At 74.7% G+C, this 16,008-nt stretch carries 12 protein-coding genes; 5 read left to right on the top strand and 7 right to left on the bottom strand.

The window, feature by feature from the left end:
* Positions 1–36: 36 nt before the first annotated feature.
* The gene (locus tag AC0GKK_RS04250) at positions 37–1,098 is read left to right on the top strand and encodes an alpha/beta fold hydrolase (RefSeq protein ID WP_489883211.1); all 1,062 of its coding nucleotides are present in this window, start codon (positions 37–39) and stop codon (positions 1,096–1,098) included.
* 3 nt (positions 1,099–1,101) lie between these two features.
* On the opposite strand, the gene AC0GKK_RS04245 is transcribed toward AC0GKK_RS04250, so the two are convergent.
* A complete protein-coding gene (locus AC0GKK_RS04245; protein WP_489883210.1) occupies positions 1,102–2,457 on the bottom strand; it encodes an MFS transporter in 1,356 nt (451 codons plus the stop codon).
* A 114-nt stretch (positions 2,458–2,571) separates the two neighbouring features.
* Here AC0GKK_RS04245 and AC0GKK_RS04240 point away from each other — a divergent pair, with 114 nt between their 5' ends.
* Positions 2,572–3,204, top strand: a complete 633-nt coding sequence (locus AC0GKK_RS04240; RefSeq protein ID WP_251786388.1) for a hypothetical protein — start codon at positions 2,572–2,574, stop codon at positions 3,202–3,204.
* The gene (locus AC0GKK_RS04235; RefSeq protein WP_489883209.1) at positions 3,201–4,403 is read left to right on the top strand and encodes a hypothetical protein; all 1,203 of its coding nucleotides are present in this window, start codon (positions 3,201–3,203) and stop codon (positions 4,401–4,403) included. The genes AC0GKK_RS04240 and AC0GKK_RS04235 overlap by 4 nt, the downstream gene beginning before the upstream one ends.
* A gap of 101 nt (positions 4,404–4,504) precedes the next feature.
* Here AC0GKK_RS04235 and AC0GKK_RS04230 read toward each other — a convergent pair whose 3' ends face one another.
* Complete coding sequence (locus AC0GKK_RS04230; RefSeq protein WP_482637286.1) at positions 4,505–6,061, bottom strand: acetolactate synthase large subunit; 1,557 nt, start codon at positions 6,059–6,061, stop codon at positions 4,505–4,507.
* Between the two features lie 116 nt (positions 6,062–6,177).
* On the opposite strand from AC0GKK_RS04230, the gene AC0GKK_RS04225 reads away from it, so the two are divergent.
* Positions 6,178–7,653, top strand: coding sequence for an MFS transporter (locus tag AC0GKK_RS04225; protein WP_489883208.1), 1,476 nt, complete (start codon positions 6,178–6,180; stop codon positions 7,651–7,653).
* A 3-nt stretch (positions 7,654–7,656) separates the two neighbouring features.
* Here AC0GKK_RS04225 and AC0GKK_RS04220 read toward each other — a convergent pair whose 3' ends face one another.
* The 4 genes from AC0GKK_RS04220 to AC0GKK_RS04205 all read right to left on the bottom strand — a co-directional run bounded on the left by AC0GKK_RS04220 (position 7,657) and on the right by AC0GKK_RS04205 (position 12,369).
* Positions 7,657–8,985 carry an MFS transporter gene (locus tag AC0GKK_RS04220; protein WP_405417654.1) on the bottom strand — a complete coding sequence of 443 codons (1,329 nt, stop codon included), beginning with the start codon at positions 8,983–8,985 and terminating at the stop codon, positions 7,657–7,659.
* 87 nt (positions 8,986–9,072) lie between these two features.
* Entirely contained in the window at positions 9,073–10,275 is a 1,203-nt protein-coding gene (locus tag AC0GKK_RS04215; protein WP_405417652.1) for an MFS transporter, read from the bottom strand.
* Positions 10,276–10,319: 44 nt separating this feature from the next.
* Positions 10,320–11,339 carry a DNA topoisomerase IB gene (locus tag AC0GKK_RS04210; protein ID WP_178375090.1) on the bottom strand — a complete coding sequence of 340 codons (1,020 nt, stop codon included), beginning with the start codon at positions 11,337–11,339 and terminating at the stop codon, positions 10,320–10,322.
* 28 nt (positions 11,340–11,367) lie between these two features.
* Positions 11,368–12,369: a glycosyltransferase family 2 protein gene (locus tag AC0GKK_RS04205; protein WP_168172231.1), complete on the bottom strand. Its 1,002-nt coding sequence runs from the start codon at positions 12,367–12,369 to the stop codon at positions 11,368–11,370.
* 257 nt (positions 12,370–12,626) lie between these two features.
* Here AC0GKK_RS04205 and AC0GKK_RS04200 point away from each other — a divergent pair, with 257 nt between their 5' ends.
* Positions 12,627–13,517, top strand: a complete 891-nt coding sequence (locus tag AC0GKK_RS04200) for an ATP-grasp fold amidoligase family protein (RefSeq protein WP_405417647.1) — start codon at positions 12,627–12,629, stop codon at positions 13,515–13,517.
* A gap of 992 nt (positions 13,518–14,509) precedes the next feature.
* Here AC0GKK_RS04200 and AC0GKK_RS04195 read toward each other — a convergent pair.
* The gene (locus AC0GKK_RS04195; protein ID WP_476654476.1) at positions 14,510–15,958 is read right to left on the bottom strand and encodes a lipopolysaccharide biosynthesis protein; all 1,449 of its coding nucleotides are present in this window, start codon (positions 15,956–15,958) and stop codon (positions 14,510–14,512) included.
* Between the last annotated feature and the right edge of the window lie 50 nt (positions 15,959–16,008).

Genomic DNA, 16,008 nt, shown 5'->3' with positions numbered 1-16,008 from the left:
CCATCTGTCGACCGTCGCCGCTCCCGGAGGATCCCCGTGCCCGAGCCCATCGCCCGGCCCCGCTACGGCCGCGACGAGCCCTACGAGGTCTTCGAGATCGACGACCTCACGCTCGACTGCGGGCGGACGCTGCGCCCGGCCCGGATCGCCTACCGCACCTACGGCGAGCTGAACGCGGCGAAGGACAACGCGATCGTCTACCCGACCTGGTACTCCGGACGGCACTGGGACAACGAGTGGCTGATCGGTGAGGGGATGGCGCTCGACCCGGACCGCTGGTTCGTCATCGTGCCGAACATGCTGGGCAACGGGCTGTCCACCTCGCCGTCGAACGCCCCGGTGCCGCACGACGGCCCGTCGTTCCCACCGGTCCGGGTGCGCGACAACGTCGAGGCCCAGTACAGGCTCGTCACCGAGCGCTTCGGGATCAGCACGCTGCCGCTGGTGCTCGGGTGGTCGATGGGCGCGGGCCAGACCTACCAGTGGGCGGTCAGCCACCCCGAGATGGTGCAGCGCATCCTGCCGTTCTGCGGGTCGCCGCGGACCGCGCCGCACAACCAGGTGTTCCTCGACTCGCTGCGTGCCGCGCTCATGGCCGCGGTGGGGTTCGACGGCGGCCGCTACACGGTCCCGCCGGCGCAGGGGCTGCGCGCGTTCGCCCGGATCTACGCCGGCTGGGGCTTCTCCCAGGCGTTCTACCTGCAGGAGGAGTGGCGACGGCTGGGCAACACCTCGCTGGAGGACTTCGTCGTCGACTTCTGGGAGGGCTTCTTCCTCGACGGTCGTGACCCGAACAACCTGCTGACCATGCTCGACACCTGGTGGCACGGCGATGTCGGCGCGACCCCGGGCGCCGGCTCGACCGAGGAGGCACTGGCCTCGATCCGGGCGACGGCGATCGTCATGCCCGCGGAGAAGGACCTGTACTTCCCGCCCGAGGACGAGGCCTGGGCGGTGTCGCACATGCGGGCCGGCACCGAGCTGCGGGTCATCCCCGGGGTGTGGGGCCACTTCGCCGGCGGCGGGAGGAACCCGGTCGACACGGCCTTCATCGACGCCGCCGTGGCCGAGCTGCTCGCCCGCCCGTCCGGGATCTGAGGCTCAGGGCCCCGGTACCCGCGTCCGCGACGCGGTCAGTGCACCGGCGACCGCGGGCACCGCGACCACGACCAGCAGCACCGGCAGCGCGACGGCCGGTGACCCCAGCGCCACCAGCAGCGCGCCGCCCAGGCCGACGAACGCCGCCGTCGCCAGCTGGTCGAGCAGCTGGGCCGCCGAGGAGCGCGAGCCGACGTCGTGGGCGTCGGAGTGGGCGAGGGGCAGGTAGGCGATCGCGGAGAACGCCACACCCATCCCGAGCCCCGACACGCCCCAGAACCCGACGGCGAGCCGGCCCGGCAGCAGTCCCGCGGCGACCGGGACCAGTGCGAGCTGGCCCGCGGCGGTCGTCGCGAACCCCGCGCGCAGCATCACCGAGCGGTCGCTGCCGGGCCGGCGGGCCTGCCAGGCGGCCGCCGCCGACCATCCCAGCGAGGCGACGATCAGCGGCGTCCCGGCGGCGGTCGGCGACCAGCCGTGCGTCGCGGTGAGCACCAGCGGCAGGAACGACACGACCGGGAAGAACGCCGCGGCGACCAGGCCGCGGGCCGCGACGACCGCGGCGATGCCCGGGCGCGCGAGGACGGTCCCGCGGGGCAGCAGCCTGCGCAGCGAGGGCACCAGCGCCGCGACGGCGACGACGCCGGCCACCGCGCCGCCGGGGTCGAGGTTCTCCAGCGCCCAGCTCAGCCCGGCGACGCCGACCGCGGCACCGAGCGCCGCGGGGACCAGGCCCGCCCCGTGGCCGCCCACCGCCGGTCCGGCGGGCGGTCGCAGGACGCGCACCACCGGGGTGACCAGTACCAGGGCCAGCCCCACCACCGGCAGCAGTCCCAGGAAGACCCAGTGCCAGGACAGGTGCTCGGTCACCAGCCCGGCCAGCGGGGGACCGACGAGCGCGGGCAGCACCCACGCCGAGGAGATCAGCCCGAACACCACCGGGCGCGCCCGCGTGGGGTACACCTCGGCGACGAGCACGTACACCGCGACGCCCTGGGCCCCCGCGCCCAGTCCCTGCAGGACCCGGCCGGCGAGCAGCCCGGTCATCGTCGTCGCGAACCCGGCGACCAGCAGGCCCGCCCCGAACAGGACCGGCGCGGCGACGAGCGGCACCCGCGGGCCCCGGACGTCGCACCAGCGGCCGCCGGCGACGGTGCCGAGGACCGCCGCGGCCAGGAACAGCACGAACGGCCAGGCGTAGCGGGCGACCCCGCCCAGGTCGGCGACGACCGCGGGCATCGCGGTCCCGACGCCCATCGCCTCGAACGCGGTCAGGCTGATCAGCAGCAGGATGCCGACGGTGGTCGGGGCGCGCCCGTGGGACCAGACCCCCGTCCCGTCCGTCCGCGCCTCGACCACGGCGCCACCCTGCTCCCTGAACCCCGGTGCAGGTCAAGTCGATTCAGTGATCACCATTCGTGATCAACAACCACGCTCCGTGTTTCCGGCTCGCGCGATCGGGTATCCCGCGCTATGACCGACATCACAACGATCATCGTCGTCGCCGTGGTGGTGATCGTCGTCGCCGTACTCGCCGTGGCCGCCGCGACGATGCTGCGCCGTCGTCGCTCCGCCGAGCTCCGGGACCAGTTCGGACCCGAGTACGAGCGCACCGTGCGCGACGCGGACGACCCCCGCGACGCGGAGAAGGAACTCGCGCAGCGCCGCAAGCGCCACGACGCGCTGACCTTGCGATCCCTCGACCCGCAGGAGCGCGACGGCTACCGCCGCCGGTGGCAGCAGGTGCAGGAGGGGTTCGTCGACGACCCGTCCCGGGCGGTGCACGACGCCGACGCGCTGGTCGCCGACGTCATGGCGGCCCGCGGATACCCCGCCGAGGACGTCGACCGCCGTGAGGAGGACCTGTCCGTCGCCTACCCGGTCGTCACGCAGCGCTACCGCGAGGCGCGGGCCATCTCCCGTGAGCACTCCGCCGGGCGAGCCGGGACCGAGGACCTCCGGCACGCGGTCACGAGCTACCGCGCGCTGATCGACGCCCTGCTCGACGACGGCGACGGCACCGGTTCCGGTGGCCGTCCCGAGAACGACGGCCGCCACCGCCAGGGCGGACCGGACCAGGACACCCGACGGGAGACCACGGCATGAGCGAGCACCAGGGCAGCAGCAAGGCGGCCCGACTGGCCGACTCGATCAAGGACGCCTTCACCGGCCGCAGCGAGGACGAGCGCGACGCAGGCTGGGAGCGCCGTGAGGCGGCGGGCACGGCCGAGCAGGACGCGGGCGTCCCGGGCCGGCGCCACGGCGACCCGGACGCCCCGCCGCTGGCGGGCCCCGGGGCCGGGCCGGGCGACGCCCCCGGTGGACGACTGGCCGAGGACCGTGCGGCCGGCGGGGACCCGCGGGCCGCACGTGCCGGTGACCCCGGCGGGGACCCGCGGGCCGGTGACCCCCGCGGCGCCGGCCCGCTCGGCACCGACCCGGGTGCCGGTGGGCCCCGCGGCGTGGACCCCCGGGACGGCGACCCGCGCGGCGGGGACCTCCGAGGCGGGGACCCGCGGGGCGGCGACCTGCGCGGTGGCGACCCGCGCGGCGCGGACGTACGGGGCGGGGACCCGCGTGGTGCCGACCCCCGTGGCGGGCACCTGCCCGGCGGCGACCCCCACGGTGGCCCGGGCGCACCGGGTGCCGACCCGCGCGACGCCGGCCCAGCCGGACGGCGCGACAGCCTCGGCGACCCCGCGGCGGCGGGCGGCCGCGGACCGGCCGACGCGGGCGGGGTCCCGCCCGGCGGCGGTGTCGGGAACGTCGCACCGGGGACGGGCGCACCGCCCCACGACGCGGCGCCCGGCTCCGCGGGCGGTGCCGGGACCGCCGCGGCCGCAGGCGGGACCGCGGCCGGCGTGGCCGCCGCGGCGACCACCCGTGGCGCACCGGTTCGGGAGGACGGCGCGCCCGGCGGCCGTCACCACGACGCGACACCCGGCCGCGGGCACGACGACCTGCGCGACCCCGGTGACCCGCGGAGCGGCGCGACCGGACCCGGGGCCGACCCGGCGGCGACCGACCCCGCCACCGGCGGCTCGTCGCTGCTCCCGGCCGACCGGGCCCGCGAGTACCAGGACCGCTGGTCGACGCTGAAGGGCGAGTTCGTCGACGAGCCCCGCCGCGCCGTCCACGGGGCGAACGCGCTGGTGGGGGAGATCCTCGACGAGATGGAGTCGCTGTTCCGTCGTCAGCGCGACGACCTGGAGGCCCAGTTCTCCCGCGACGACGCCTCGACCGAGGACCTGCGCCAGGCGCTCACCCGCTACCGCGAGTTCTTCGACCGCCTGCTGTCCCTCTGACGCCGCGCCGCACGGGCTCCGGGTGCGCCGCACAGGGAAGAACCTGTGCGGCGCACCGCGGGCCCGTGCGGCGTCCGGCTGCGCCCTCCGGACGAGGGGGCTCAGCCCAGGGCGGGGACGATCGCCTCGACCAGGTGCGGGCCCGGCTCGGCCTGTGCCCTCCGCAGCGCGTCGAGCAGGCCCTCGGTGGTGGTGACCCGCTCGGCGGGCACCCCGAGCCCGGTCGCGAGTGCGGTGAAGTCCGGCGTCGGGTCGGACAGGTCCAGCATCCGGCCCGCCCGCCCGGAGTGCGCCGCCTCCCCGGCCCCCGTGCGGGCCAGCTCCACCCGCAGGATCGAGTACGCCGCGTTGTTGATCAGCACCACGGTGACGTCGAGCCGCTCGCGGGCCATCGTCCACAGCGCCTGGGCGGTGTAGAGCGCGCTGCCGTCGGCCTGCACCGCCACCACCGGACGGTCCGGCGCGGCGACCGCGGCACCCACCGCGGCGGGCAGCCCCATCCCGATCGCGCCACCGGTCAGCGCGATCTGGGTGTGTCGCGGCGCGGTCTGCAACGACATCGCCAGCGACGCCGCCGCCGTCAGCGCCTCGTCGACCACGATCGCGTCCTGCGGCAGCGTCGCGGCGACGGCGGCGCACAGCCCCCGCACGTCGAGCGCCCCCGGTGCGGGCTCCGGCGCCTCGTGCGGGGCGAGCGCGGGGGCCGCGTCGCCGGCGACGGCGTCGGCGAGCGCCTCCAGCGCGGCCGTCGCGTCGGTGGCCGGGTCGGCCAGCCCCACCACGGCGGCCCCCTCGGGCACCAGGTCCCCGGGCACGCCCGGGTAGCCGAAGAACGACACCGGCGACCGCGCCCCGGCCAGCACCAGCGACGACGTGCCGTCCAGCTGCGCGATCGCCTGCTCGGCGAAGTAGGCGAGCTTGTCGATGCGGGTCCGGCCGGCGCCGGTCTCCCAGCACCGGGGGAAGGTCTCCACGAGCAGCCGGGCCCCGGTGGCCGCGGCGATCCGCCCGGCGGCGTCGACCCCCGCGGCGCTCAGGGCGGGTCCGCCCAGCAGCAGCGTCGCACCGGGCGCGCGGACGGCGTCGGCGGCCGCGGCGATCCGCGAGGGGTCCGGGGGGAACGGCCCGGCGGCCGGCAGCGGCGGGGCGGGCGACGCGCCCTCCGACCAGGACACGTCGGCCGGCAGCACCAGCGTCGCGACCTGCCCGCCGCGCTCGCCGGTCGCGGCGAGGGCGCGCATCGCGTCGGCGGCGACGTCGCGGACGTCGCCGCTGGTGTGCACCCACCCGGACACGGTCCGCGCCACCGCGGTGATGTCGGACTCCAGCGGCGCGTCGAAGCGGACGTGGTCGGTCGCGTGCCCGCCGACCACGCACAGCAGCGGCGTCCCGGCCCGGCGCGCGTTGTGCAGGTTCGCCAGCCCGTTGCCCAGCCCCGGCCCGAGGTGCAGCAGCACCGCCGCCGGCTTCCCGGCGATGCGCGCGTAGGCGTCGGCGGCACCGGTTGCGACGCCCTCGAACAGGGCCAGCACCCCGCGCATCTCCGGCACCGCGTCGAGCGCCTGCACGAAGTGCATCTCCGAGGTCCCCGGGTTCATGAAGCACACGTCGACCCCGGCCGCGGTGAGCGACCCGACCAGCGCCTCGGCGCCCCTCACGACCGGTTCCCGATCTCTTCGATCCACATGCCGGTGAGTCCACACGATGTGACGCGTGTCCGCAGGACCCGGGTTCGAGTTGCGGCCCGCATCGCCCGGACGCGGAATGAGGGACTGTGAGCGACGACCGCACCGCGCCCGAGGCGTACACCCCCGACCCGCGACGCTGGCGGGCATTGTCGGTCTGCCTGGTCGCCGGGTTCATGAGCCTGCTCGACGTCAGCATCGTGAACGTCGCGCTGCCCGCCATGCAGGCCGGCCTGCGGGCCTCGGCGGCGCAGCTGTCCTGGATCGTGTCCGGCTACGCGCTGACGTTCGGGCTGGTCCTGGTCGCGTCCGGGCGTCTCGGTGACGACCGCGGCCGCCGCCGTATGTTCGTCACCGGCCTCGCCCTGTTCACCCTGACCAGCGCGGTCGCCGGGTTCGCCCCGAACCCGGAGGTGCTCGTCGCGGTCCGGCTGGTGCAGGGCGTCGCGGCCGGCCTGCTGTCCCCGCAGGTCGTCGGGTTCATCCAGGACCTGTTCCGCGGCCCGGAGCGGGGCACCGCGTTCGGCATGTTCGGCGCCGTCGTCGGGATCTCGACCGCGGTCGGCCCGCTGCTGGGCGGGCTGCTGCTGGCCTGGGCCGGCGACGCCGACGGCTGGCGCTGGGTCTTCTTCATCAACATCCCGATCGGCGCCGCGGCGCTGGTCGCGGCGTTCCGGCTGCTGCCCGCCGACACCGTGACCACGGGGGAGCGGCGCCCGCTGGACCTGGGCGGCTCGGTGCTGCTCGGCGTCGCCGTCGTCGCGCTGATGCTGCCGCTGGTGCTCGCCGAGCGGGACCCGGCGTCGGCGCCGTGGTGGCTGGTGGCGGTCTCGGTCGCGGCGCTGGTGGCGTTCGTGGCGTGGGAGCGTCGGGCCAAGCGCGTCCACGGGCACCCGCTGATCGACTTCGCGCTGCTGCGGACCCGCAGCTACGCCGTCGGGGCCTCGCTGGGCACCGTCTACTTCGCCGGGTTCACCTCGATCTTCTTCGTGCTCACCCTCTACCTGCAGAACGGGCTGGGCTACACCCCGCTGCAGACCGGGCTGACGATGACGGCGTTCGCGCTCGGCTCGGCCGTCACCTCCGCACTCAGCGGGCGCCTGGTGGCGCGGTTCGGGCAGCCGATGATCGTCGTCGGGCTGGCGACGGTGATGGTCGGGCTCGGCGTCACCGACCTGGTCCTGGCCGCGACCGCGCACAGCCCGTGGACCGGGCTCGCGATCGCCGGGCCGCTGCTGCTCGCCGGGGCGGGCGGAGGGCTGGTGATCGCGCCGAACCAGACCCTCGCGCTGTCGGAGATCCCGCACACCTCCGGCGGCACCGCGGGCGGGGTGCTGCAGACCGGGCAGCGGATCGGGACGGCGATCGGGCTGTCCGCGGTCGGCGCGGTGTTCTTCGGCAGGCTCACCGCGTCCGGCGGGGACTGGGCGGACGCCATCTCGCACGGCCTGCTCATCACCGTCGGGCTGGTGGCGCTGGCCCTCGTGCTCGGGGTCACCGACCTGGTCGCGGCCCGGCGTGCCCGCGGACGGGGCACGCCGGTGACCGCGACCGGCGGACGGTAGGGGTCAGGTCCGGGCGACGGCGGCGGTGTCCTCGCGCAGCCCCGACCGCAGCGTCTCGGTCATCAGCCACGAGCAGACCATCGACACCAGCGCGATCCCGACGACGTAGCCGGCGACGGCGTAGAGCGAACCGGTCAGCGCGACGAGCGCGGTGCACAGCAGCGGCGCGAGACCGCCCAGGATCGACGCGATCTGGTAGGCCAGCGACGCCCCCGAGTACCGCATGCTGGTGGAGAACTGCTCGGCGAAGAACGCCGACTGCGGCCCGTACACCGCCGAGCGCGCCACCTGCACGACCAGCCCGCCCAGCAGGAACAGCCAGATGCTGCCGGTCGACACGAGCCAGAAGTACGGCACCGCGAACACCGCGAGCAGCGCCATCCCACCGACGAACATCGGACGACGCCCGATCCGGTCCGACAGCAGACCGAACGCCATGATCAGCGGGATGTCCGACAGCGACAGCACCGAGTTCGCCGCGAGGATCGTCGTGCGGTCGTAGGACAGGGACTGCGTCGCGTAGGTGACCAGCCAGACCGAGGAGACGTAGAACGTCGAGTTCGTCGCCAGGAACGACCCGGCGGCGAGCAGGATCTCCTTCGGGTAGGTGCGCAGCGCCTCCAGCACCGGCATCCGGTTCGCGGCCTTCTCGTCCATCGCCTTCCGGAACACCGGCGACTCGTGGACGCCGAGCCGGATCCACATCCCGACCGCGATCAGCGCGATGCTGGCGAGGAACGGCACCCGCCAGCCCCACGCCAGGAACTGCTCGTCGGTCAGCGTCGCGGACAGCACCGCGAACGTCGCCGTCCCCAGCACCAGGCCGAGCGGCACGCCGACCTGCGGCCAGCTGCCGTAGAACCCGCGCCGGTGCGACGGGGCGTGCTCGACGGCCATCAGCGCCGCACCGCCCCACTCGCCGCCGACGCCGAACCCCTGCAGGAACCGCAGCGTCACCAGCAGGACCGGAGCCCAGACCCCGAGCGTGTCGTAGCCGGGCAGCAGCCCCATCCCGACGGTCGCCGCGCCCATCAGGAGCAGCGAGTAGACGAGCATCGGTTTCCGGCCGACCCTGTCGCCGAAGTGCGCGAACACCGCCCCGCCGAGCGGGCGGGCGATGAACCCGACGGCGAACGCGCCGAACGCGGACAGGGTTCCGGTGACGGGGTCGACCGACGGGAAGAACACCCGGTTGAACACCAGGGCCGCGGCCGTGCCGAAGATGAAGAAGTCGTACCACTCGATGGTGGTGCCGACCAGGCTGGCGGTGGCGACCTTGCGGGAGGACCGGAGTGCGGGTCCCGGCGACGCCGGCGGGACGGTGGAGGTCATGCGCGGTGACGCTATGGGGTCGTCCGATTCGTGTCGAGACGCACCGGAGATCCTGTCCGTTCCCGTCGTGATCGTGTCGACCGGCGCTCACATCCGGGCGCGACGACCGGCCAGCACCCCCGCGACGAGCACGACGACCAGCCCGGCCACCGGGACGACCAGCAGCCCGACCCGCAGCGACGTCGCGTCGGCGACCAGCCCGACCACCGGTGGGGACACCAGGAACCCCACCCGCATCAGCCAGGTGACGATCGTCAGCCCGGTCCCCGGGGCCAGCCCCGGCAGGTGGTCGGCGGCGGTCATCGCGGCCGGGACGAGCGTCGCCACCCCGAACCCGGCGAGACCGAACCCGGCGACGGTCCCGGGCACCGTCGGGAACGCCAGCGCGAGCCCCATCCCGGCGAGCACCAGCCCACCGCCGGCACGGGCCACCGCGCGCTGGCCGAACCGGTCGACCATCCGGTCACCGATCAGCCTGCCGACGAACTGGCAGCCCTGCAGCGCCACGAACCCGAGGCCGGCGACGGCCGCGCCGGCCCCGAGCCCCTGCAGGTACACCGCCGCCCAGGTGGCGCCGGAGTCCTCGACCAGGGTGCCGGAGATCGCGACCAGCCCGAACACGGCGAGCAGCGCCACGGTGCGGGGGCCGAGCCCGGTCCACGGCCGCCGCGGCGGTGCACCGTCGACCGCGTCGGAGGCCGGGCGGTCGTCACCGTCGTCGCCGCGCAGCAGCAGCGGGTACACCGCGACGGCGATCACCACCGACAGCAGCGAGGACAGCCCCAGGTGCACCGGCAGCGCCAGCCCGATCCCGGCGGCGGCCGAGCCCATCAGCCCGCCCGCGACCGCCCCGACCGACCAGAGCGCGTGGAACCCGTTGAGGATCGACCGGCCGTAGCGGCGCTGCACCCGCAGGCCGTGCGCGTTCTGCGCGACGTCGACGACGGCGTCGGACGCCCCGACCAGCAGCATCGCCGTGGCGAACAGCGCCCAGGACGGCGCGAACCCCACCAGCACGACACCGAGCGCGATCACCGCCATCCCGAACGAGGCCACCCTCGCCGAGGTGAACCGGGCGATGAGCGGGCCCGCGGTCAGCCCGGCCAGCAGCGCCGCGAACGGCATCGCGGCCACCGCCAGCCCGAGCTGGGTGTTGGACAGGCCGAGATCGGCCTTGATCTGCGGGAAGCGGGGCAGCAGGTTCGCGTAGACCAGGCCGTTGGTGAGGAAGACCAAGGCCACCGCCGCCCGGGCCCGTCGTTCCGTCCGGCCCGCCTCGACTGCCACCACGGCCCCATCATGCGCCGACCGGCGGGCGCCGGCGGGCCGCGGGGTCAGCTGTGGCGTTCGAGCAGACGCAGCACCGCCCGTTCGACGGCGACCCGGCTGCGGTGCTCGTCGGCGCCGCGCGGGATGCGGCGCAGCCCGGCCGCGACCGTGTGGCCCTCCTCGAAGGCCCGCACCACACGCGGGTCGACGTAGCTGCTGCGGGCGACGGCCGGGGTGTTGCCCAGTGCCCGGGCGACCTGGCGCATCGCGGCGGCCTCGGCCCGCTTCAGCGCGGTCGCGGACAGCTCGGCGCCACCGGCGGAGCCGTGCTCGGCGAACGCGACCGCGGCGACGACGGTGGCGTTCCAGGTCCGCAGGTCCTTTGCGGTGTGCGCGGCGTCGGTGAGCGACCGGAAGTGGTCGTTGACGTCGTCGGAGCGGATCTCGCGCCAGCGCCGCCCGTCGCGGTGGACGAGGAAGCGGTCGCCGTCCGGGCGGGCCCGGCGCAGTGCCTGGACCAGGCGGACCAGGCCGTCGTCGCGGATCCGGACGCGCCGGTGGATGCCGCCCTTGGCGGTGTAGGAGAACTCGCACCCGCCGCCGCGCAGCCGGACGTGCTCGCGGCGCAGCGTCGACAGCCCGAAGGTGCCGTTCTCCTCGGCGTACTGCTCGCCGCCGGTACGGAACACCCCGAGGTCGAGGATGCGCATCGCCCCGCCGAGCACCCGGTCGCGGCCGGTCCCGCGGCCGTCGAGTGCGCGCTGCACGCGCTCACGGAAACGGGGCAGCCTGCGGGCGAGCTCCAGCACGCGGTCGTGCTTCTCGGTGTCGCGGTCGGCGTGCCAGCGCGGGTGGTAGACGTACTGGCGGCGGCCCGCGTCGTCGTAGCCGACGGCCTGGATGTGGTCGCGTTCCCGCTCGGAGATCCACACGTCCCGCCAGGCGGGCGGGATCACCAGCTCCTCGATCCGGGCCCGCACCGGCGCGGCGACGGCGGCGCCGGTCGCGTCGTGGTAGCTGAACCCCCGCCCCCGACGACGACGGGTGAGGCCGCCGCGGTACGGGATCGCCCTGGTCAGTCGCACGCCGGGGGATACCCGCCGCGCGCCGGGATCATCCCCGCAGCGAGTTGATCTTCACCGCGGTCCGCAGCGCCCCGGACATCCCCTTGTAGGCACCGTTGCGGGCGGTGTCGCGGACGTTGCGCAGCTGCGCGCGACGCTCGCGGCCCGCGCTGCTCCAGGCCAGCAGCGACCGGCCCCACGAGTCCTTCGCGAGCTCCTTCGCGCCCGCCTCGCGGGCGAGGAGCGCCCACCGGTCGCCGAAGTCGTCCAGCCCGTCGCGGTAGGCGAAGACCGCGGGCCGGACGTAGGCCATGCCCGGGTGCTGGCGGCCCATCCGCGGGGCGTAGTCGGCGATGACCTTGTCCAGGCACTCGAACCGCCGCTGCCGGTTGGAGCTGATCGACCCGGTGCGCATCAGGCGCATGTCGAGCAGCCAGCGGCGGGTGCCCCACATCAGCGGGTAGTTCGAGCCGGCGGCGATCCGCAGCCACATCTCGAAGTCGACCGCGGAGGGCAGCGAGCAGTCGAAGCCGCCGACCTGGTCGAAGCAGGCCCGGCGGATCATCAGCGAGCTGCCGTTGTGCGGCGGGTTGTTCTCCACCAGCTGCTTGTCGATGTCGACCTTGCCCGACGGCTGCCAGCGCAGCGCCACGACCTGCCCGGACTCCAGCATCACGCGGGTGTGGCAGTACGCCATCCCGACCCCGGGCGGGGCGGTGTGCATGGTCTCGAGCATGTGCGACAGGAACTCGGGGTGCCAGCGGTCGTCGCCGTCCAGGAACGCGACGAAGGGGGCGGCGCTCTCGGCCAGGGCGCGGTTGCGCGCGGCACCCGAGCCGCCGTTCTCCACCTGGATCAGTCGCACCCGCGGGTCGCGCTCGGCGCGCGAGCGGACGACGTCGGCGGTGTCGTCGGTCGACCCGTCGTCGACGACGAGGTACTCGAACCGGGACTCGGTCTGCGCGAGCACCGAGTCGATGGCCTCGCCGATCCAGGGACCGACGTTGTAGGCCGGGGTGATCACGGTGACGAGAACGTGGGGGTTCCGCACGATCGGCACAGTCGCCTGCTCCTTCCGGGGTGCGCCGGTCTTCGGCGCCGTCGGCCCCGCCTTCACCGTAAGGGGTGACGCAGAGCATTCGGCACGCCCTCGACCGAGGCCGTGCTGCGGGCATTCCTCGCGAATGGCAACGAGCCTGCGCACTGTTGGTGACGTCCGTGCGGCATCCGTGGTTGCCCCGGGCGGCCGGCCACCCGGTCCGGGGCCGGTGCGCCGGGTGGTGGGAGAGGGTCGCTATCGTCCGGAGAATGTCGTTCGACGCACGGGTGATGCTGTCCCGGCGGCTCCGGTTCCTGCCGCACCGCGCCTTCGCGATCGCCCACCACGCCCTGTTCCAGGGGGAGCTGACGACGTTCCGGCGGCCGCGGACCTGGTCCCAGCTGCTCGCGAAGAAGAACCTCGACGACCAGCCCGAGCTGGTGCACGTCACCGCGGACAAGTACGCCGTCCGGGAACACGTGGCCGAGCGGATCGGGGCCCAGCACCTCATCCCGCTCATCCAGGTGGTCGAACGGCCCGAGGACCTCGACCTGGAGGCCCCCGCGGGTCCCTACGTCGTCAAGGGCACCCACGGCTGCGACATGACGATCCTGGTGCGCCACCCGGCCGCCGCCGACCACGCGAAGATCCGGTCGACGGTCGCCCGCTGGCTGCGCACCGACTTCTTCACCCACGGCTGGCGCGAGCGCCCCTACGAGGGGCTCACCCCGCGCGCCGTCGTCGAGGAGATGATCGGCGACGGCACCAAACCGCCCGCCGACTACAAGTTCTTCGTCTTCCACGGCGAGCCCGCGATGGTCGTCATCGACCAGGACCGCTTCGTCGCCCACACCTCGACGATGCTGCACCCGGACTGGGTGCCGTTCCGGATCTCCGGGCGCTTCTCCCAGGCCGACGCGCTGCCGGAGAAGCCCGCGTCCTACGAGCGGATGCTGGAGATCGCCCGCGCGCTGGGCAAGGACTTCACCTTCGCCCGCGTCGACCTCTACGACGTCGACGGCCACGTCTACTTCGGCGAGATCACCCACAACCCGGGCGGCGGGCTCGTCCGGCTGCGGCCCCGCGCCTTCGACCGGGCGCTGGGGAACCTGTGGCGCAACGGGACCCCGATCCCGGAGAAGTTCATCCAGCGCTCCTGACCGGGCTCTCGCGCAGCCCCTGGTCCTGCGCCGCCCTCGCCGCGCCACACCCTCCGCCCCACCCGTCCGCCGCGCCGATCCCCGACGACCCCGTGGTGACCCGCCGCCGGCCGCGGCACACCACGCGACGGCCGCCGTGCGTCGTCGCGGGTCGCCGCCCCGTCCACACCCCTTCGCGGGCGGCCACACCCCCTGCAACAGGTGTGGCCGCCCGCGAAGGGGTGTCGCGTCGGGACGGTGTGCCGCCGACGCCGGTCCCCGAGGTGCTGTCCTGGCGGTCGTCGGGGCGGAACCGGGATGCGAGCCGCGGAGAGCGTGCGACGACGGCGCCCGCCGCCGATCGATCAGTACCTGAGCGTTGCCGGCGCCTGGTCGGACAGCACTCAGGTACTGATCGACAGGTCTGTCCCGCACGTCGCCCGGTGGGGCGCTCGTCGGAGCGTGGGTGAGGACCACCCTCGTCGCGCGGCGTGCGATTCCGTGGGGTGCGGACGACCGCGGGGTTCGGCAGGGCGCACGCCGCATCGAAGCAGCCGACGTGTTCCCCCGCGCGACCTGCCGCACCCCGCACGGGGTCGTCGCACCCCATGCGGCGGGTGCGACGACCTCGTCCGAGGTGCGACGGGACCGCCGAGCCGGGGGCAGGTGTGGGCCCGGGGCCGGCGTGCCGGGCCGGGCCGGGCCGCGGCGTCGCGGCTGTGGTCGCCCGCGAGTAGGAGCGCTGGGTGGCCAGTGCCCCGGGTGGCCGGCGGACCGCGGGCCGGTCTGTCGCCCGGACGCCCGGAGCTCGCCGGATCGGAGCTCCGGATGCCGGAAGGTCGGGTGAATCGGAGCCCGGAAGCCCGGAGCTCGGTGAATCGGAGGCCCGGAAGCCCGGAGCTCGGTGAATCGGAGGCCCGGAAGCCCGGAGCTCGGTGGATCCGAGCCCCGGGACCTCCGGAGCCCCGAGGCCCTTGAGTCGGAGGGAGCGCCGGAGCCCGCGGTACCGCGGGTCAGTCGCGGACGCGGGGGAACTCGTGGGTCCGTGCCTCCGGCCCGCCGATGGGCCGGGTGTCGTCGTCCCGGGCGAGGGGATCCGGGCCGTCCGGGACGTCCGGGCCGGCGGGGCCGTCCGGGCCGCCGTCGCCGGGCGGGTGCGGCGGGACCGGCCGGCGCAGCCAGCGCACCACCGACGGCAGGAAGGCGATCGCCAGGACCAGCTCGCCCGCGAGCCACATCCAGCCGACGGCGTCGACCCCGAGCATCGGGGCCAGCAGCGGGATCCCGCCGAGCACGATCGCGCAGTGCACGAGCTGCTGGACGGCCAGGGGGAAGGTGCGGTTCGCCAGACGGGACTTCGTCATCCACATCGTCACGATCACGCGCGGGAACATCGAGGCCATCAGCAGCTGCAGCAGCGTCGTGGAGTTCTCGACGTACTGCGGCCCGTAGAACCACAGCAGCAGCGGCGCGGCCAGCGCGATGACCAGCGACGCGGGCCACACCAGCAGGCAGATCCGCCGCAGCACCGCCCGGGCGAACACGTGCGCGTGCGCCGGGTTCCGGGAGCCCTCCACGACCAGTGCCGAGGTGATCGCCATCGACAGCATGCTCATCGCGAGGAAGACCGTCTGGGCCGGCAGCAGGTAGGCACTGGCCGCCTGGCTGATCGTCATGACCACCAGCACCGGCAGGAACGACGACATGGCCTGGTTGAACACCTGGCCCAGGTAGTCGCCGCCCATGTAGCGGGCGAGCGTGGCGCGGTCCGGGGCGCCCGCGTCGTCGCGGTCCGCGGTCTCGGCGGTGTGCCGGGGGAGCAGCCGCCGCGAGATCAGGAGGGTGAACGGCACCAGCAGCGCGATGACCGGCGCGCTCCAGGAGGTGAACACGCCGTCGGACACCGAGGTGAACGCGACGACCACGAGCAGCCCGAGCTTCACGACGCCGTAGACGCCGTTCTCCAGCACCACCCACATCGCCGAGCGCAGCCCGGTGAGGACCTGGTCCTGCAGGTTGAAGATGGACCACGCGGCGGTCGAGACCACGAACCACGCGGCGAAGCCGGGGGAGACGTGCAGCGGGTCGCCGGGGGCGTATGCGACGTGGCAGTAGGTCATGACCGCGGCCGAGCCGACGACCGCCATGGCGGCGCTGATCCCGTACGCGAGCCGCACCAGCGACCGTGAGTCGCGTCCGGCCGTCGGGAGGAAGCGGATGAGGGCCTGACCGAAGTTCAGCGAGGTCAGGACCGAGATCAGCATCATCAGGTTGACCATGGCGTTGCCACGGCCGACGTCCTCGGTGCTGAACACGCGCGCGGCGAAGACCCAGTAGAGCAACCCGAAGCCGGAGTTGACGACGGTGTTGAGCATCAGGGCGTACGCGTTGCGGTAGAGCGGGTTGCCCATCTCGCGGCGGACCGAGCGGACCCGGCCGGCGACCATCTCCCCGACGCTCATCGCGCGCACCACCGGACGGCGGCGCGGGACGTCCCGCTGAGTGCGTGCAC

The sequence above is a fragment of the Pseudonocardia sp. P-1 genome (assembly GCF_058111925.1).
This window is presented reverse-complemented; position numbering and strand designations above follow the sequence as displayed.